We start from the raw sequence: 20332 nt of genomic DNA on the forward strand, positions 1-20332 counted from the left end.
TTCTGATACTAAAAAAACAGTTTATTTGCCTAACAGTATGGAATCAGACGAAAACAACAGCAATTTTAGCCGAACGACAAATTTCCTCGACAAACTACAATTTTGCCTTTCAGAAAGCTGTGTGGCAAGCCAAATAAGTAGTTGGGCTAAAATAAAAATTCTGATTTATTTTTTGTATTTGTTTTGTTGCCGAAAGATAATCAGGTTTAAGTTGAACAATACGTCAGAAGCCTGCTAATTGCCAGATAGATATTGACTGAAATGATGGTGCAGACAGTAATGGGAATAAACAAATATAGATACAATTTATGGTAGAAATAAATTGTAGTTAGTGCAAAAAGTCTCTTGGTTTTAGAGACTTTTTCTTGTGTTTTATACCATTTTTAGACTGGTTTATCACATTTCTTAAAATGCACTAACTGACTTAATACTTTTATGAAAAATAGTATCTGTAAACATTTATATTAATCAGACCATGCTCGGAAACTACATTAAAACATCTAAACGCAACTTGTGGCGCAACAAGATGTTCTCGTTTATTAACATTGCGGGCCTTGCCATTAGTATGTCGGTAGGTTTATTACTCATTGCGTTTGTGCTTGATATGCGCACTTATGACAGATTCCATAAAAATGGTGACAGAATTTACCGTATCACCAACGTACTGACCGAAAACAATAAACAGAGCGGCAAGTTTGCAACTACTTCAATAAAGACAGGTAAACTTATCAGGCAAAAAGTAACTGGTATAGAAGAAGTAGCTATTCTGCGTAATGGCTTTGCTCAGGATGCTAAAGTTGGCGACAATATTCTGCCGATTAAAGGTTTATGGGCCGATGCTTCAATATTCAAGATTTTTACATTTCCGATGTTGGCAGGTAATCCAGAAAATGCGCTCAAAAACCCTTATTCTATTGTGCTTACACAAACTACTGCCCAAAAACTATTCGGTACCGAAAACGTACTGGGTAAGGTAATCCGGTTTGATACACTTAGCTATCAGGTCACTGGCGTAATGAAAGATATTCCTTTTTTCTCGCATATCAACTTTGAGGCCTTAGTGTCACTATCGACGGCTGAACAACTCAATAAAAGTAATAACAACTTCGATAAATGGACAGATATGTCATCGAACTATGTTTATTTGTTATTGCCACAAGAGGCCAATATAAGTGTGGTGCAAACTCAGCTTGATGCCATTGCCAAGCAAGAGAACCTTGCCGAAGATAACACAAAGATTCAGCTCGAACTTTTACCTTTATATAATATTGTAGTGGGAGAAAAATTCCGCCAGTCGGAAGGGGCGGGTGGTTCATCAGGCCCTCACATGTCTCCTGTGGTGCTCTGGATACTGAGTGGCCTTGCACTAGTAGTAATATTATCGGCCTGTTTCAATTATACGAATCTTTCAATAGCGCGTGCCATGCGTCGCTTCAAAGAAATAGGCATTCGTAAAGCTATTGGTGCGGGCAAAAGTCAGGTATGGCAACAGTTTCTGACCGAATCGGTTATGATTTCTCTGGCAGCCCTTTTGCTGTCATTTTTGATTTTTTTATTATTACGCCCACAGTTAATCAATTTGGCTCCCGAAATGCAACGCACCGTCAGGCTTGAGCTTACTTTTTCAATGGTTGTAACCTTTATTGTTTTCTCTCTGGTTGTAGGTGTTATTGCAGGTTTTTTACCCGCTTTATTCTTTTCAAAAGTCAATGCAATTAATGCTCTCAGAAATGCTTCCTCAGTAAAAGGCTTCAAGTTTGTGACATTCAGGCGCGTACTGGTGGTAGTTCAATATACACTCACCTTAATTTTTATTACTACTACTACTATTGGTTATGTGCAGTATAAAGATATTCTGGCGTTCGACTTGGGCTTTAACACAGAAAATATCCTGAATATTAATATGCAAGGTAATAAACCAGATTCTTTCATGAAAGAATTGAGCGAAATACCCGAGGTAAAGACTGTATCTAAATCTTTAATCATTACGAGCGTTGGAAATGCTTGGGGCGGCTTTATGAAATACAAAGACACGCGCGATTCGGCACTTGTATTAACCAATAATATTGATGAAAACTATCTGCCCCTGCATGAGTATAAACTTATAGCCGGAAGTAATTTTAGGACGAGGCCAGCAACAAGCGAAGCCGCCACAGAAATAATTGTTAATCAGAAATTTTTGAAACGATTTAATATCGGAGACCCTCAGCAGGCAATTGGTCAGGAGATTACATTCAGTAACTTTAATATACATCAACGTAAAGTGACTATTGTTGGTGTCATAAAAGATTTCCACTATGGCAAAGTAGATAACCTGATTGTGCCAGTAGCTTTTATGTTCTGGACACCCGGCGACAGGGCTGTTATTAATGCTAAAATTCAAAGCAATGACCTACCAGCAACGATGGAAAAAATAGAGTCTTTATGGAAAAAAACAGACCGTGTTCATTTGTTCGATGCTAAATTTTATGACGAAGAAATAGAAGAAGCATACAGCGAATTTTCAATGATGATTAAAATTATAGGTTTTCTTTCGTTGCTGGCTATTTCAATTTCTTCAATGGGTTTATTCGGAATGGTCGCATTCACAACAGAAACCAGACTGAAAGAAATAGGTATCCGAAAAGTAATGGGGGCCAGCTCGGCTAATTTGGTCTATTTACTAAGTCGTGGCTTCCTGATAATGTTATCAGTATCAGCCTTCATTGCATTACCAATAACCTATATTTTCTTTGAAAAATTTGTGCTTACTAATTTTCCTTATCATACACCCGTGCAAGTTGCAGAGTTATTTGCTGGTTTACTGGCAGTTTTACTCATTGCTTGTCTGATGATTGGCTCGCAGACAATGAAAGCAGCAAGGGCTAACCCCGTAGAAGTTCTCAAGAATGAATAAAATTTACTGTAATATTCGATGCAGTAATATTTTTTAGCAAGGTTGTCAGATTTCTCAGGCAACCTTTTTATGTTAAATAACTCATAATTGCCCAATACCTGCACTTAAAATTTGCCTGATTATAGCGTAAAAATGTTTATTTTCATCGGATTAAACTTTTAGAGAATCTAAATAGAGAGTTAATGTTTCAGTTCTCCTCATTTTGATTACAAAAACCCTCAATTTGGCTACAAGTATCAATATGCACTTAAAGACCTTTGTTGTGTACTTAATTTAACAATAAACTTATGTCACAGCAACAAGAAAATTCAGGCAGTATTTCAACATCTGGTGCGGATAAATCTGCTAAAGTTTGGTTTATTACAGGAGCATCAAGAGGGTTCGGACATGTTTGGGCTGAGGCCGCGCTTGAACGAGGCGATAAGGTAGCCGCTACGGCACGTAACCCTGAAAGTATAGCCGGATTAAAAGAAAAATATGGCGATAATGTGTTAACGTTGGCACTTGATGTAACTAACTCAACACAAGTAAAGGCGGCTGTTGAGCAGGCTTATGCATATTTCGGAAGACTCGACATCGTTTTCAATAATGCGGGTTACTCGCTTGTAGGTACTATTGAAGAAGCTAGTGCAGAAGATATCCGGCACTCTACGAAACGAACATTATTGGGCCGGTTAGTGTTATTCAGGCAGCCCTGCCATTGCTCCGACAACAAGGTGGAGGCCATATAATAGGAACCTCAAGCAATCTGGGGCATGTTACTCTTCCGGTTATCGGTTATTATTGTTCGTCCAAATGGGCATTTGAGGCTATTCATGAAAGCCTAGCCGAAGAGGTAAAGGCTTTTGGTATAAAAGTAACTATCATAGAACCAGGTGCTTATGCCACAGAGTTTGGTAGCCAGCAGTCTTTAAAATTTGCACAAGGGCTTGATATTTATACTGATTTCAAAGCACAGTTTTTTGGTAATTTGCAAAATTTTGAAAGGGGTAATCCTGATGCTACTCCAGAAGCAGTTTTTGCAATTGTTGATGCAGAAAATCCACCCTTACGTTTCTTTTTAGGTAGCCATTGTTTGCCGTGGGTGCGTGTTGCTTATCAGGAACGTCTGGCAACATGGGAAGCATGGGAAGAAGTCTCAAATGCCGCACAAGGTTGATTTATAAGCAGAAACAAAGGTACTGGGCTGCGTTCAAGCAAATACCGCCCAGTATTTTAATAAATCCAGATTATGAAGAAAGAAGAACACAGCCCGTTAAAAATAATGACTCTGGCAGAGGGGCATAGGCTTTTTAATTTGCCCAAGCCCCAGCATCCGTTAATTAGTTTGATTAACGGAACACAGGTCAGGATTGAAATTGATAAACTTAGCCCAAGCCATGTATTAGGCTTTTATAAAATAGCTTACAAACCTAAACTAACAGGTAGGCTGAAATACGGGCAGAGCTATTATGACTTTGATGAAGGTGGTTTATTGTTTGCCTCACCCGGCCAGATTATAGGTAATAATGATAACGACGCCAGCGTGTGTTCGGAGTATACGTTGCTTATTCATCCTGATTTCTTTTTGGGTCATGCGCTTTCCCGAAAGATTAAACAGTATGGTTTTTTCTCTTATGCAACTAATGAAACCCTGCATTTATCAGAAGAAGAGAAAAAAACAATTATCGGGATTTTTATGATGATAGAAAATGAACTGAATAGCCGTATAGATGACTTTAGCCAAGATGTAATTATATCTCAGATTGAGTTGTTATTAAACTATGCGAATCGGTTTTACAAGCGTCAGTTTATTACCCGTAAACCATTAAATAATGACCTTTTGCTGCGGCTGGAAGAAATACTCGATAGCTATTTCGCAGATGAAGTATCCTTGAGCCAGGGAATACCCACCGTACATTATCTTTCAGAAAAACTCAATATTTCGGCAAGTTATCTAAGTGATGTGTTGCGTTCGCTCACTGGCCAGAACACCCAACAGCACATACACCAGAAACTGATCGAAAAAGCCAAAGAGAAATTATCTACAACCAGTTTGTCGGTTAGTGAAATCGCATACGAGCTTGGCTTTGAACACCCGCAATCGTTCAGTAAATTATTTAAAACAAAAACCAATTTGTCTCCATTAGAATTCAAGCGTTCTTTTAATTAGCACATACTTTGTTTGCAGGTGTTTTATGATAAAATATATACAGAGTATTCGGCTCATTATCAGGCAAAAACGGTTGTTTTTTATATATTTGTAAAAACCAACTAAACTCTAATGTCATGATAAAAAAATGCCTGCTTTTTGTGCTACTGATTTGTAGTGCAGTATGGATAAGTAGTTGCCAGAATACCTCATCAACACAGGGGCCAACCTTAAGCGAGTACTTTAAAGACACTACCTCAGGAGCTAAAACCGGAGGTGTAAAAGTCATAACCATCAATACTCCTAAAGGAAAATTTAATGTCTGGACTAAAAAACTTGGTAATAATCCTCGTATAAAGTTATTGTTGCTTAATGGCGGGCCGGGTGGAACGCACGAGTATTTTGAGTGTATGGAAAGTTTTCTTCCTGCCGAAGGTATTGAAATTATCTATTACGACCAACTAGGTTGTGGTAACTCTGATAACCCGAAAGATACTACTTTCTGGCAATTACCACGCTTTGTTGAGGAAGTAGAGCAAGTACGGCAGGCCCTCAAGCTCGACAGTAGTAATTTTTATTTGTTGGGCCATTCATGGGGTGGAATACTGGCTATGGAATACGCGCTTAAATATCAGCAGCATATAAAAGGGTTGATTATATCAAACATGATGAGTAGCTGCCCTGATTATGGTAAATATGCCGATAGTGTATTGGCCCCACAGTTTGACCCTAAAGTACTTGCACGTATTCGCGAAATAGAAGCCAAAAAAGATTTTCAAAACCCTGAATATATGCAATTGTTGATGCCTAATTTTTATGCAAAGCATATTTGCCGCTTGCCTCTAGACCAATGGCCCGAACCTGTCAATCGTTCGTTCAGTAAAATGAATAATTCGTTATATGTTACTATGCAGGGGCCGAGTGAGTTTGGCATTGGTGGGAATCTTATTAACTGGGACCGTAAAGCCGAATTGAAAAACATTACTGTTCCAACGCTGGTTATTGGTGCTAAATACGATACCATGGACCCCACACACATGCAATGGATGAGTACGCAGGTACAAAACGGAAGCTATCTTTATTGCCCTAACGGTAGCCACATGGCCATGTATGACGACCAACAGACCTATATGAATGGGCTTATTAAATTCCTGAAAGGAACAAACGACGGACAAAAGAAAGTATCTTTATAATATTTGTAATGAAATTAGTACCTACATAAATACTAGGTTGCTAGCCTCTGATAAAAGTCGTTAATATCAAATTAGCGACTTTTATTCATTTAAGCGGTACTACTTTTAATTTTATGCTACTAGTTTATTACCTAAAAATGATTGAGCGAAATATAAAAAAAAACAGCCTTCATGTAGAAGGCCGTTTCAGTCATTTATTTAAACTTCAAAAATTAAGCTAAATCAAATCTATCAAGATTCATAACTTTTGTCCATGCCGCTACGAAGTCTTTTACAAATTTACTTTGTGCGTCAGAACTTCCATAGACTTCGGCAATAGCTCTTAATTCTGAGTTAGAACCAAACACAAGGTCGGCGCGGGTTCCTGTCCATTTTACATTACCAGTGGCACGGTCGCTACCTTCGTAGATTTCTCTTTCAGGTGATGTGGCTTTCCATGCAGTATTCATATCAAGCAGATTTACAAAGAAATCGTTACTAAGTACACCCGGACGCTCGGTGAAAACACCATGTTTAGAACCATCAAAGTTGGTATTTAATACACGCATACCACCCACTAAAACAGTTAATTCTGGAGCTGTAAGTGTCAGTAACTGAGCTTTGTCAATCAATAGTTCTTCTGTCGAAACCGAGAATCTTGCTTTGCGGTAATTACGGAAACCATCGGCAACAGGTTCTAGATGACCTACCGACTCAACGTCTGTCTGTTCTTGGGAAGCATCCATACGACCCGGAGTAAACGGAACACTAATGTCGTGTCCGGCATCTTTGGCGGCTTTTTCAATTCCAGCACCACCCGCCAATACAATAAGGTCGGCTATTGAAACTTTCTTGCCACCTGTTTGTGCGACATTAAATTCTTTCTGAATACCTTCCAATACACTTAATACTTTTTGTAATTGTGCAGGGTTGTTCACTTGCCAGTATCTTTGTGGTGCCAGACGAATACGTGCACCATTGGCACCGCCACGTTTGTCAGAACCACGGAAAGTAGAAGCCGATGCCCATGCTGTTGATACCAGTTCAGACACGCTCAAGCCTGATTCCAGTACTTTCGCTTTTAGCGTTGCAATATCACTTTCATTAATTAATTCGTGGTCAACTGCCGGAATCGGGTCTTGCCAGATTAGTTCTTCTGCCGGAACATCCGGGCCAAGGTAACGGGCGCGTGGACCCATATCACGGTGGGTTAGTTTAAACCACGCACGAGCAAACGCATCAGCAAAGGCATCAGGGTTTTCAAGGAAGTGTCGTGAGATTTTTTCATACGCAGGGTCAAATCTCAACGAAAGGTCAGTCGTAAGCATACGCGGTGCATGTTTTTTTGAGCTATCAAAAGCATCAGGAATGATACCTTCTGCATTTTTAGCTACCCATTGATGCGCACCCGCGGGGCTTTTGGTTAGTTCCCATTCAAACCCAAACAGGTTTTCAAAGAAATTGTTGCTCCATTGAGTAGGAGTGCTTGTCCAGATTACCTCCAGCCCACTCGTAATTGCATCGGCACCAACACCTGAGCCATAACTACTTTTCCAGCCTAATCCTTGCATTTCAAGGTCAGAAGCCTCAGGTTCTTTGCCAACATGCGTGGCCGGAGCGGCTCCGTGTGTTTTACCGAACGAGTGCCCACCAGCAATTAAAGCCACAGTTTCTTCATCGTTCATTGCCATACGGCCAAAAGTATCACGAATATCTTTCGCTGCTGCAATTGGGTCGGGGTTTCCGTCAGGTCCTTCAGGGTTTACATAAATTAAGCCCATTTGTACCGCAGCTAGTGGGTTTTCCAGATTGCGGGTATGAATTTTGCCATCAGCGTTATCGTCTGACGATACCACTCCATGCGCTTTAGCTACACCCTCAGAGCCACTCGCATAGCGTAGGTCTCCACCTAACCATGTTGTTTCCGAACCCCAGTATACATCTTCATCTGGCTCCCATACATCTTCGCGTCCGCCTGCAAAGCCAAATGTTTTAAAACCCATCGATTCCAATGCTACGTTTCCGGTAAGAATCATCAAATCGGCCCATGAAATTTTGCGGCCATATTTTTGTTTAATCGGCCAAAGTAATCTGCGAGCTTTGTCAAGGCTCACGTTGTCGGGCCAGCTATTTAATGGGGCAAAACGTTGTTGACCTGAGCCTGCACCACCACGGCCATCACCTACACGATACGTACCAGCACTATGCCATGCCATACGAATAAACAAAGGGCCATAATGCCCAAAATCGGCTGGCCACCAGTCTTGCGAGTCAGTCATTAAGGCATGAAGGTCTTTTTTTACGGCCTCAAGGTCAAGGCTTTTAAATTCCTCAGCATAATTGAAATCATTATCCATTGGGTTGGATAATGTAGAGTGTTGGCGCAAAATATTTAATTTTAACTGATTCGGCCACCAGTCACGGTTTCTGGTACCACCACCGCCAACATTATTTTTCATAGTGCCATTATGGAAAGGGCATTTGCTAATATCTCCGGCTTCTTTTTCCATTTTTTTCAGGTTTTAGATTTAAAGAATAATGTTTAATGTATCTGAATTTATGCGATATATATAAAATTAACAGGCTCTGCCATAAATAGGCATTATTACAATATTAATCTTATTAATCGGTATTGTATATGATGATTATTAGAGTTTTTCTTGATTGTTATCTTTTTATTTTTGCAAAGGAATTGGTAAAAAATTTATAATAATCGGGTTATTAATCAATTGGCTTCTGTCTGTTAGGAACTTCGGACAATTGTATGTTTATCTGACCGTAAAATTATGGGATTGATGAGTATAATCAAAATCGATAAATTCTATATTTTAATAGATATTATCTATTATGTACTTTCCTTCTCTTGATGCTGCTTATCAAAGTAAATAAATAGCTATTTAATTGGCTTAATCATAGCTTATTTAACTATTTCAGGGTTAACAGTTTGATTTAGAGGAAGTAAGTTAGTTGATTAAAAGCTATCTGTGAAAATGGTTTTTCGATATTTAGAAATTTTTTCAAGATTTTGCTTTGAAAATAAAAGTACTTTTATTTAACTTTGTATTACAAAGTACTTTTTGAATAGGTAGTAAGAAACTTTTAACATAAACAATGAAGTGAAAAATATGAAAAAGCATTACCCGATATTAAACAACGCCAATAGCCAGCATAGAAAAATAACCGAAAGGCGGGTATTAGTATAAACGTAACAAAAACTTTAATATACAATTTTAAACTTATCACTAATATGACAGAGAAAAACAATTTTACAACGCAGCCATTTAATACACCACTATTGATAAAACGCGTGTTGATTGGTGCAGCCATAGGTTTGGTTATAATTCTGAGTTTTGTATTAAGAGTAAAAACTCCACACCCTGATTGGGGACAATACTGGCTAATTCAGCCCTTGCTAGTGACACCAATGGCAGGCGCAGCCGCAGGTGTTTGCAATCATTTTCTGGACTTTCTTCGGAATGAGGGTAAGACCCAAAGAATAGTAGCTAATATACTGGCTGTGATTATCTATATTATAGGCTTGTGGATGGGGATTGTTCTGGGGCTACATGGCACAATGTGGAACTGATACCCACATTAAAATATATATATGCTACATACAAGAGACCTCTGAACCTGACTTTGAGGGGTCTCTTGGTGCTTTATGTTAGTTATCATCACGCCAGCCTTCTGGTTTTGTAGGCGTACGATTATTGGTTTTTAAGCAGAGAGCCGTAGGTACTCTTGGTGGCCCACCCCATATTTTTACCAATGCTTCACCTCTGGGGCCATCATAAGGTGGCGGAGGTTCAGGGTTCGGAATTCTACCTGTAAGAGCTTCAAATAAACCCGGTGGTATGGTGCCGCCTGTATCTTTCCGGTCAATCCATTGTCTTTTAGATGATACAGCCGAAGCCGAGAAATACCCAACTACTACTTCACGAGCATTGGCTACATTTTTTACATTGCCACGAAGGGCGGTAGGAGGGGTGTCGGCAATGCCGCCGCTGTTTTCGGTCTGTTGCTGAAATAGCTTATAATATTCGTACGCATCTTTGTTAAGAGATAATTGTCTGAGTTCGACCAGACACCCACCACGTTGATAAAAAGGAATTTTGGCTACTTTTCTATGTGTTATCTGACCGCCATTTGTGTAACTATCTTCAAAAAGATTAAGACTGTTATTGCGTATAACCTCCCAGCATTTGGTACGGCATTCATAGTCGTACGTCCAGTCAGTTCTATTTATAATGGGGGCTTCGGGGTTGTCGTATACAGGTTGAGGTGCGAAGCAGTCTTCAAATAGTTCAGTTCCTGAAACAAAATATTGCCTGAATAAATACTGCCCCGGAATTATTTTATACACAGCATAAACCCCTCTGAGGCAGCTTCGGCACCACGGTTGTTTTTCATAAAGCACCCATTCCCAGCTATAAAAGTTTTTTTCATCGGTGGGGTCTTTGGTATCAATATAAAGCTCATGAAACCCTTTAAATCCTATGGCTGTTTCTGCTTCTTCGTTTGCATTAAAGCGCACATCGATATTTTCCATAGCAGGTACCGACTGCATTTTTTCTATCGACGACTCATAAATGGTGCCATCAATTAGCTGAAAACGTAACTGGTATGTATTGCCAATAGCACCAATATAATTTTTGGGTAAATGGTAGTTGCCAAGTATGGTTGTATCTTCAACAAAAGCTACTTTCTGACTGCCGTTCACCACCAATTCCATTTTAGCACCCAATACAGGTGCTGAGCCGAAACGGCCAGTGATAGGGTCGGCTTTTGACCTGAACAACTTTACAATCTGTTCTTCTTCCAAGTTAGTGATACGGCCATCAACTACTATAATATCAACTTTTCCTGTAATGTTATATTCAATCTGGTCAACACAGCCAAGCATAGTCAGCAAAAAAACAGCTAGCAGGAGGGTTTTAGTACGCATATTGGCTTTTGTTTTCATTTTTATACAATTAGTCCCCTATCCAGCCTACGGGTTTTTCGGGGGTACTGGTTGCTGAATTTAAACAGGTGGCAGTGGGTACTCGTGGAGGGCCACCCCAGATAAGTATGTATGGTTTTTCAGGCGGAAGCGGTTCTTCCGATGGATTTCTTTCATTCATTCCTTCAAATAAACCAGGAGGTTCCAGTTTACCTGTGTCTTTACGGTCAAGCCAGTATCTGACCGACGAAACCGCCGAAACTGTAAAGAACCCCACAACATTTTCGCGGTCGTTGTTTATATTTCTGATATTACCTTTCAGGGCAGTAGGCGGGGTGTCTGCTATGCCACCGTTGTTTCGGGTTTGTTCCTGAAAAAAACGGTAAAACTGATAAGCATCTTTGGTTAGTGAGGCTTGTCTGATTTCTACTAATGCACCATTAAATTGATAATAAGGAAGTCGTGCTATTTTTCTTGACTGAATCTGCCCCCCGTTAATGTTTCTGTCATCGAACAGATTCATTTCCTCGTTATGAATAATCTCCCAACATTCAGTCCGGCATTTATAGTCATAATTCCACTTTTCATTCACAATGGCCGGAACCCCCAAACCTGTTGCGGTAGGCTGTGTGAAGCAATCTTCAAAGAGTTTGTCGCCCGAAACATAATATTGCGAAAACCGGTATTGACCGGGTAGAATCTCATTAACCACATATACCCCACTCTGGCACGTGCGGCACCATTTTTTCTTTTCGTAGGCTGTCCATTCCCAGCTATAAAAATTTTCCTGTTCAACGGGGTCTTTAGTGTCCAGATAAAAACTGTGTACGCCTTTAAAAGCACTTTTTGACGAAAAAGGCTCTTCGGCATTGAAACGTACAGATACCTTCTCGATGGCAGGTACTTTTGGCATAACCTGAATAGTAGACTCATACTGCCTGCCATCGGCTAGTTTTATGCGTAACTGATAAGCATCTCCGATGTTAGCTCTGAAACCCGCGGGTAAAATGTATTCTCCTGCCTGATTATTTTTTTCGGTGAAAGCAATAACCATCGAGTTATTTACTACGAGTTCAACCACGGCATTACTGATAGGTAGCGAACCAAAAAGCCCGTATTCGGCTTTTGAGCGGTTAATACGCACCACTTGTTCCTCGGCCAGATTTGTCAGCCGCCCATCCACTACAATAATATCAATATAAGCATTTATACCTGATTCTATCTGGTCAATGCAGCCAATCATTACTAATAAAAGTAGAGCTAAAGAGGCAATCTTTTTATTGAACGACAAGGGCATGATGAAACGTAATATTGGGTTATTTAAAATCAAAGTTATAAGATAATGACGGAATAGGTGCGGCAAAAATAGCTAATCTGTAAGGGTATAATTCGTATTGTTTAAAATAGATTGAATACGCATTTTTCCGCCCGTACAGGTTATAAATCGTGAATGTCCAGTGCCCTTGCCAACGCCTGTTTTTCAGGCTTGGATTGTAGATGTTCCATGCAAAATCGAGACGGTGATAATCTGGCAGGCGTTCCTGATTACGCTCATTATAATAAGGATAAACCCTGCCCCTATAAAACACTTGTCCTTCGGGGGCGGTATAAGGCCGCCCCGTACTATAGACAAAATTAAATGAAAAACTATGAGTTTTACCCTGATTAAGGTTAATACTCAGGTTCAGGCTATGCGGTCGGTCATAGTTAGCCCGATACCAGTCTCCATTATTAATTTGCTCTTTGAAATCTACTGTGGATAACACCTGATTAAGCGAGCGTGCATAGGTATAATTGAGCCATCCGGTTAGTTCTCCTTTCTTCTTACTAAACATTAGCTCCAATCCGTAGGCTTTTCCACGGGCCGGAACTAGCTGGGTTTCAGGATATGCCTGTAAGAGGAAATCGGCCCCGGGTTTATAGTCAAGGGTGTTTTTGGTGGTTCGCCAGTAGGCTTCTGCCGAAAACTCAAAGGTATTATCTTTCATGTTCTGAAACCAACCTACCGACACTAACTGGCTTACCTGTGGTTTAATGTTGGCATCGCTGGTTTTCCAACGGGCCGTTGGAAGTGGGGTAGTAGTATTAGTAATAATTTGAAGGTACTGGCGCATCATGTTATACCCAACTTTAATAGCAGTATTGGGGCCTAAAGTATACCTTACCCCCAAACGTGGTTCAAGCCCGCCATAATGGTTTGATACCTGCCAGTTTCCATAGCTGGTCGAATCAATGACACTTGTTTCACTAACAGATTCGCCCGGCGTATACCTTCTTACTACACCTGGCCCAAGACTCATAAAATAAGAATACCGTAAACCTGCCGAAACAGCCAGTCGATCGGTAAAGCTGGCTTCATGGTCAATATGAATAGCCGTTTCAAGTCCGTTTTCGTTAGGTGTTTTTTTATAATTTACATTGGGGCTTCCTCCGGGTGATAGCTCGCCCGGATTCAACTGGTAATGCGTGGCATTAATGCCTATTTCTGTTTTAGAATTGGAAGCCTGATAATTCAGGTTTGATTTAAACTGTCTTTGCAAAATCTCCTGCCGGAGCGTTACCTCTTTATTGGTTCCTGATTCAAGTGAAATAATATCAGGAACGTACTGCGCTACTACGGCCGTAGTCTGAAGATTCATTTTAGGTGAAATTGCGCTAAACCATTGTACCATCCCATTCATGGTTTGGTGGCGATACTGTGTACTAACCGAATTTATGCTGGCTAACCCGCCTACCAGATTAGTCCTGAACAAATCTTTACTGAAATACCCCATGGCCGTCATGGTATTTTTATTATTCATACGCCAGAAGAGTTTGGCAACCACATCGCCGAAATTAGCCTTGATGCTGTCAAGATTCTTGGAAACTAGCGGTAAAAGTGATGAATTAAAAGAGCCTCTTCCCGAAATTATAAGCCCTAATTTGTTTTTTACTATCGGAATGTCAGCCGTTAATTTATTCGACACGATGCTTATACCTCCTTTCATAGTAAACTGTTCCAGATTTGGGTTTTTCAGCGAAATATCAAGCACCGACGCCGCACGACCACCGTATCGGGCCGGAACATTACCTTTATAAAGGTCAAGCCCACGAACGGCATCTGCCGGAAATACCGAAAACAACCCGAACATGTGCGTAGGGTTAAAAATAGGCGTTTCGTCCATCAGGATGAGGCTCTGGTCTGTATTTCCACCCCTGATATTGATTCCATTGGCCGCTTCGCCCACACTGGTTACGCCGGGTAATAATTGTAAACTTCGCAGAATATCAATTTCGCCTAAAGCGGCGGGCATTCGCTCAATGGTTTTCATGTTAATGCGGCTTACACCTAGCAGAGGTTCCCGCACGGTTCGGTCATAGCCTTTGTCGGTAATAACTACTTCTTCTAACTGGCTCGAAACACTTTGCAGACGTATATCCAGATTCAGGTTTTGCCCTTTCCCATCAATCAAAAGCCGATAGGGTAAATAACCTATGTATCGTACTACAACTACATGAGGGCCTGGCGGAAGAGACAAACTGAACTCACCTTTGGCGTTCGTATAAGTTCCTTTTGAAATCTTTTCATAGTCCAGAATTACAGCAGCTTTGTTTAGCGGAGCGTTATCGATAGAGTCCCGTACGATTCCGGTTAAAAGCTGTGCTTTTGAGTACAAACTAGCCAAACTTAGCAGAGAAATAAAAAATAGAATTCGTTTCATAGGGTTTAATGGGTATTATTCCAGTTATTTGGCCCAGTTTGGCACAGGGGTTTTTTCATTAAAAAGCTCAGCAATATAGTAGTCTCTGCGTGCAGTTTTATTACAGGTAGTGCTACCATCAATCGGATAAATACAAGGTTCATAAGGGCCATTGTTACTGGTACTCATGATACTTGCTGCGGAGCCATCTGGTAGGTGGTCGTCACGGTGGAGGCGATTTAAAAAACAATGTCCTAATTCATGAAACACTAATGCTTCCCGATTCTGTTCGGGGGCATCTTTCCAGCAAGAAGCGCTTGGGTTAATGGTAATACTTCTTTGCCCTTTATTATCTTTTATATACTGGCCGCAAATCTCAATGGTGGTTGCACCAAATTTCATAATCAGATTTTCCTGCTTTACTTCAATATTTCGTTTTTTAGCTTCGGTCACAAATGAGTCAACATACGGTTTAAGAGCGGGGTCAATTTCGTATGTAGCCAATAGTACGTCAGTTTTCTGGCAAGAGAAACCTAATAAAAGTAGCAATATTAAAAGTTTGTTTTGCATAATTTTAGTATAACTCCAAAGGTAAAGATAAAAATCTAGATTATGATGCCATCAGCCGAAACTTGCTTTTGATATAGCCTAATTGGGCAAAAAGTAATATTTACACCCATAATCTTATGACAAAAACTATAAAAGATTAGCACTAAATACAACCAATTTGGCAGTTGGGATGTCAGAGCAGTAACGTTCAGAGAAATTATATGAAGAAAATTTTATTGCTGATTGCCTGTTTTGGTTTTCAGTTTGTATTTGCTCAGGAGAAGATAACTAACTTCGATAACTTAGCTGTTACTATTCCCGATAAAGCCCAACTTACAGATACCCTGCGAGGAAGGTTAGTTTTTCTGACACTCAACCCCGAAGAAGGTAGCACTATGATGTGGAGTACCGATGGTACACCCCAAAATACTATTCAACTGAAAGACCAATGGGGGCAAATGCCTTTGTATGGTACGAAAGTAAAGAAATATGGATATTTGTACCTGAAAGGAAGCTATTTCTGGCGAACAGACGGAACAACTGTGGAACGCTTGTTTCCTGATATTGACTCACTGCGGGTGGTTTATGATTTTAACCAGTATTTACTGTTCGGGTTCAATACGAATACTGCCTCAGCAACGGGCAAAAATATTCTTTATAGTTCGGTAGGGTGGTTAGATTCGCTCCACCACATAAATATCTGGGAGAAAGATATTATAAGTTGCCAGATGATAGATTCTACTTTCCATTTTCTCAAATTCAATACACAAACGCAATACTACGAATTGGGTAAAGTAAAAAAAGACGGCACCATCATAAAAAAAACGATTGAAGCTGATGGCATTACCATAGAAAACTTTAAATACGCTACTCGAAACAGCATTGAGTACTACTTTTTTTACACCAATAAAGACCGGCAGTTGCTAGCGCAAACAACTGATATTGATAAAAAAGTTGTGCTAAAAGATTGGGGGCCCGTTTCTCAGAGCTTCCCGATAATACTGAAAGATACCGCACAGAATGTTTATTTTACGCATCACTTCGGTGACCTCACCATATTTGCAATTTCGGATAGTAATCAGATTACTGAAAAATGGCGCGTATCAATGCAGTCACTTGTATTGATGAATGATGTATTAGATACCTATTCATTAAGAACTGACAATACCTTAATTGTTGGCAACAAATTGCTTTTCAATACAACAGTAGGTGGGGAGGGCATAAATAAGTATTATTTCAATGCTCTTAATCTGAACACAGGCGTTAACAGAAGAAGTAAAAACCTGATTGAATATTTTAGGTTCTATTATGGAATAATGGATATAACACCTGTTGACAGCAATACTTATATACTCGATAATAAGGTCGGACAAAAATACACTTATAGTTTTCTGAAAGATTCGGTTATTAATATCACTAATTACCCATTCAGTTGGTATGCAGATACAACTTTTATGCTTAATGGCAGAAAACTACTTGTGTCGGGGAATGTATATGATATTTCGAGGGCTGAAAAAATCCCGATGATTGCACCCCAACAAATATATACTACTCAACAAGACGCTACTTTTTACAACTACCAGTTAGGTGATAAACTTCTGTTTATCAAATACAACCCTATCGTCAGGCAGTATCAACTGTGGGTAAGCGATGGCGAAAGAGACCATACGCGTTTGTTAGTAAACCTCAGTGGAACGGTGTATGATGCTGCTATAAAAGAATTAAACGGAAAAATATATTTCTATACTGGTAATTATTCACCCATACTTGCTATTTATGAAACTGATGGAACAGTAGAGGGAACAAAGCAGGTGTTTAGGTATGAAGCAAAAGAAATGCTGAGGGTAGAATGGATAAAAAATAACAATCGGCAAATAATATGCTTGTTTTACAGGACTTCGGGCAAAGGCGAATTTGTAGTGGTTGAAGATGAAGAGGCGTATCTTGTAACAGATACCTCGCCCGAAACGTATGGGTTCGATATACAGATAAGCACAACCGATACATACCTAATCAAGAAAGTGAGGGTTAGTACTTATAAAAATTACCATGATTTTTTTAGAGTTGATAAAGGTCAGCTTAAGCTAATTGATACAAACGTGCTATTGGAAATGGTCTATAAAGACCGTGTAATTTATGGCAAGGTTGTTTCTGATAAGTCTAACGAATTAAAGTTATACTGGGCAGGTAAAGACGGCCTACCAAGCATATTATCAGATGAAAATATAAACGGTTATACAATTTATGGAGATAAGCTGCTTTATCAACAATATGTAGAGCAAACATCAACAAAAGTATTTAGTATTATTGACCTGACAACAAGCCAGACTGAAATTAGTAAGGTAAAAAATGAGGCGAATGTCTACAACATGGCAGTAGGAAATACCATTATTCTGACAAATTACCTGAAAGTATTGATAATAACAGGTAAGAACCTGAAAGAATATAAACTTGAATACAGAGCAGACAACGGTTTGATACCTTTTAGCAATGGTTTTCTGATTTGTGGCTCAAGAGACCTGACCTACTACGATTTATCGAATAATCAGGTGATACCTATTGTCAAAAACAAGCTTTATTCGATACCTGTATCTAACAGTAATAAGGCTACTTTGTTTATTACAATTACTAACGAAAACACGGATTACAGCCATAACTACTGGACATTGGCTAACAAAAAGCTGGTTCCTTTTGAAGTGGCCAGTTATTTTTCTGACCCTGACCTAACACAGGTTTTTTCTTCAACCCTCAATAATGATAATACAACAGTGTGGCGTTTTAGTGGTGGCGAATTAGTAAAATCATACCAGTTCCCTAATTATTTGGCATATAATGTCAAAATAGTAGGTAATAATTTTTATAGCTATTACACAGTGAGTGCTGAAAAAGGCAATGAGCTTATAGGCTTGGGGAGAGATAGCGTAACTTTTTATCCTGAAATTATAAAAGGCCCCGAAGGAATAATGCTCGGAACACTCTTTGAATTTAAACAGCAGTTATATGCTTATGCCTTCACAAGGTCGTATGGCTGGCAGGTCTGGAAAATGGCGAAGATAGAACCACTTATATTAGGCGAAGAGCCTGAAAAAACCTTTATGGTTTTTCCGAATCCGGCGCAAGACTATATAAATATTAATCTTGTGCAGCCTTATCAGTATCGGATTATTAACAGCACGGGTCAGCAGGTTATGGAAGGCAATTTTCTGCCCGATTGTCCTATTAATATTCAACCACTAGCCAAAGGTCTTTATATTATCAGGCTATACCATGGTGAGGACGTATATACAAGAAAAATAATCAAAGAGTAAAGGTTATTCCTTAGTTACCTCTATCTCCATTGCTAGAAGGGCATAACTTAGGGTTTTGCCGTGCGTATCAACAGCCAGCGAGGTAGTAACACCCCCTAGCAGAGCTTGTTGACAAACAAATAATAATGAATGAATATTGGGTAGCTCATAACGCACAACCTCGCCTGAAACTATTTCAGCCAAATGCTTTTGAACAGCCTCAGCAGTCACGACCGAACATAGCATCGGGTAATCAGTTTCCTGATAAGGAATTAAAGAAAGTGTAAGCGTATTGCCTTTATCACCTGCGCGGCTATGTGCTATTTCATAAAGTTTCATGAGCGTAAAATTATGATTCAAAAAAACTGACTATCGGTCGGATTTTATCTCGGTCAATGAGTGTAGAAACAATGCCTATAACTTCGTTGGTCATTTTTCTTACACCGCCACCCCCTGCGGGGCCATTGGTATACAGGGCTTCTAGTTCTTCGCCAACCAGTGCGGCGGCTGCCTCATTGCTGGCTTTGGCCGCTACCCTCAAACGGATTTCATAGGGGACAGACTCATGTCCGAAATTAGTACGATGAATGGCATTATTCCCCAGATAATCTATTCGGATGTCGGTATACAAATCTTTCAATCGGGTGTAGATAATCTCACCTGCTAATTGCGCTCTTTCAAGGGCTGAGGGGCCAGCATAGGCAATTTCACCTTCACCCAGATAAAAAGCCTTGTAACCAACACTCACTTTATAAGTTTGTGGCTTTACTTTGCCAGTACCTCCGGTTACTTTAACCTGATTATGGCCAATTTCTTTCAATTGTACGGTAGTGAAATCGGCTATTACATCGGGCGTGAAATATTCATGTGGGTTAATAACTTCATATAAAAGTTGTTCTTTTGCGGTTTGAAGATTAATAATACCACCAGTACCTGCTACCTTGCTGATAACAGCCGAACCGTCAGGAAAAACATCAGCAAACGGATGCCCCAGATGCGCCATATCATCTACGGGTTTTTTCACGGGGTCTGCAAAATACCCTCCGGTTATGTGTCCGGCACATTCCAGTAAATGACCTATAACTGTGCCTTTGCCTAATAAATCATAATTGTCGGTATGCCATCCGAAAGCATGAATCATAGGCGCAAGAAACAAAGAAGGATCAGCCACACGACCTGTAATAATAATGTCAACTTTGCGCTCTAATGCAGTTAATATGCCTTCAATGCCCATATAAGCGTTTGCAGAAACAAGCTCTCCACTTTGGCTTAGTGGTTTTCCTGTTTCCAACGCAGGGTCGTCAGGCGAAGTATTTATCAGAACATCGTCTCCTGTTACGGCTGCTACTTTTATTTTTATGCCTTGTTGCTGGGCAATACTAATAATTTTTCTGGCACCTTCAACAGGGTTAGCTGCACCCATATTAGTAATAAGGCAAACATTGTTTTTTACTAATGTCGGTAGCAGTAACCCAATTCTACGTTCCAGAAGCGGGTCATAGCCTTTGGAGGGGTCTTGCAGTTTACGCTTTTGTGCCAATGCAATGGTGCGTTCTGCAAGGCACTCTAGTACCAGATAATCAAGTTCTCCTTTTTCTGCCAATACAAGGGCTGGTTCCAGCCTATCGCCAGAAAACCCTGCTCCGCAGCCAATTCTTATTTTTTGTTTCATGTG

12 protein-coding genes and 1 pseudogene are annotated in these 20332 nt (G+C 39.9%); 6 read left to right on the forward strand and 7 right to left on the reverse strand.

From position 1 onward, the window contains the following. Window positions 1-475 precede the first annotated feature (475 nt). The 4 genes and pseudogenes from WAA15_RS18380 to WAA15_RS18395 all read left to right on the forward strand — a co-directional run bounded on the left by WAA15_RS18380 (window position 476) and on the right by WAA15_RS18395 (window position 6220). The gene (locus WAA15_RS18380; RefSeq protein ID WP_337044290.1) at window positions 476-2896 is read left to right on the forward strand and encodes an ABC transporter permease; all 2421 of its coding nucleotides are present in this window, start codon (window positions 476-478) and stop codon (window positions 2894-2896) included. A 287-nt stretch (window positions 2897-3183) separates the two neighbouring features. Next, window positions 3184-4055: pseudogene (locus WAA15_RS18385) on the forward strand (SDR family NAD(P)-dependent oxidoreductase). Window positions 4056-4127: 72 nt separating this feature from the next. Beyond that, on the forward strand, window positions 4128-5048 hold the full coding sequence (locus tag WAA15_RS18390; protein WP_337044291.1) for a helix-turn-helix domain-containing protein: 921 nt from the start codon (window positions 4128-4130) through the stop codon (window positions 5046-5048). A gap of 116 nt (window positions 5049-5164) precedes the next feature. Next, window positions 5165-6220 carry a proline iminopeptidase-family hydrolase gene (locus WAA15_RS18395; protein WP_337044292.1) on the forward strand — a complete coding sequence of 352 codons (1056 nt, stop codon included), beginning with the start codon at window positions 5165-5167 and terminating at the stop codon, window positions 6218-6220. A 212-nt stretch (window positions 6221-6432) separates the two neighbouring features. Here the strand turns inward: WAA15_RS18395 and katG are convergent, their stop codons facing one another. Beyond that, a complete protein-coding gene (gene katG, locus WAA15_RS18400; protein WP_337044293.1) occupies window positions 6433-8709 on the reverse strand; it encodes a catalase/peroxidase HPI in 2277 nt (758 codons plus the stop codon). 737 nt (window positions 8710-9446) lie between these two features. Here katG and WAA15_RS18405 point away from each other — a divergent pair. Further along, window positions 9447-9785, forward strand: a complete 339-nt coding sequence (locus WAA15_RS18405) for a potassium transporter KefB (protein WP_337044294.1) — start codon at window positions 9447-9449, stop codon at window positions 9783-9785. 78 nt (window positions 9786-9863) lie between these two features. On the opposite strand, the gene WAA15_RS18410 is transcribed toward WAA15_RS18405, so the two are convergent. From WAA15_RS18410 to WAA15_RS18425, 4 genes are read right to left on the reverse strand one after another with little or no spacing between them, the layout of a single operon-like run. Next, entirely contained in the window at window positions 9864-11162 is a 1299-nt protein-coding gene (locus WAA15_RS18410) for a DUF4249 domain-containing protein (protein ID WP_337044295.1), read from the reverse strand. Between the two features lie 10 nt (window positions 11163-11172). Continuing rightward, a complete protein-coding gene (locus tag WAA15_RS18415; RefSeq protein ID WP_337044296.1) occupies window positions 11173-12438 on the reverse strand; it encodes a DUF4249 domain-containing protein in 1266 nt (421 codons plus the stop codon). Between the two features lie 19 nt (window positions 12439-12457). After that, entirely contained in the window at window positions 12458-14842 is a 2385-nt protein-coding gene (locus WAA15_RS18420; RefSeq protein ID WP_337044297.1) for a TonB-dependent receptor, read from the reverse strand. Between the two features lie 24 nt (window positions 14843-14866). Next, a complete protein-coding gene (locus tag WAA15_RS18425) occupies window positions 14867-15391 on the reverse strand; it encodes a hypothetical protein (protein WP_337044298.1) in 525 nt (174 codons plus the stop codon). A 200-nt stretch (window positions 15392-15591) separates the two neighbouring features. Between WAA15_RS18425 and WAA15_RS18430 the strand changes: the two genes are divergently transcribed. Then, window positions 15592-18678 (forward strand): T9SS type A sorting domain-containing protein, encoded by a 3087-nt coding sequence (locus WAA15_RS18430; RefSeq protein WP_337044299.1) that lies wholly within the window; start codon window positions 15592-15594, stop codon window positions 18676-18678. A 3-nt stretch (window positions 18679-18681) separates the two neighbouring features. Here WAA15_RS18430 and WAA15_RS18435 read toward each other — a convergent pair whose 3' ends face one another. Both WAA15_RS18435 and WAA15_RS18440 read right to left on the reverse strand, forming a co-directional pair. Then, on the reverse strand, window positions 18682-18996 hold the full coding sequence (locus tag WAA15_RS18435; protein ID WP_337044300.1) for an AtuA-related protein: 315 nt from the start codon (window positions 18994-18996) through the stop codon (window positions 18682-18684). 10 nt (window positions 18997-19006) lie between these two features. Next, window positions 19007-20329, reverse strand: a complete 1323-nt coding sequence (locus WAA15_RS18440; RefSeq protein ID WP_337044301.1) for an acyclic terpene utilization AtuA family protein — start codon at window positions 20327-20329, stop codon at window positions 19007-19009. Window positions 20330-20332: the final 3 nt, after the last annotated feature.

The sequence above is a fragment of the Emticicia sp. 17c genome, assembly GCF_037153985.1.
GTDB lineage: Bacteria > Bacteroidota > Bacteroidia > Cytophagales > Spirosomataceae > Emticicia.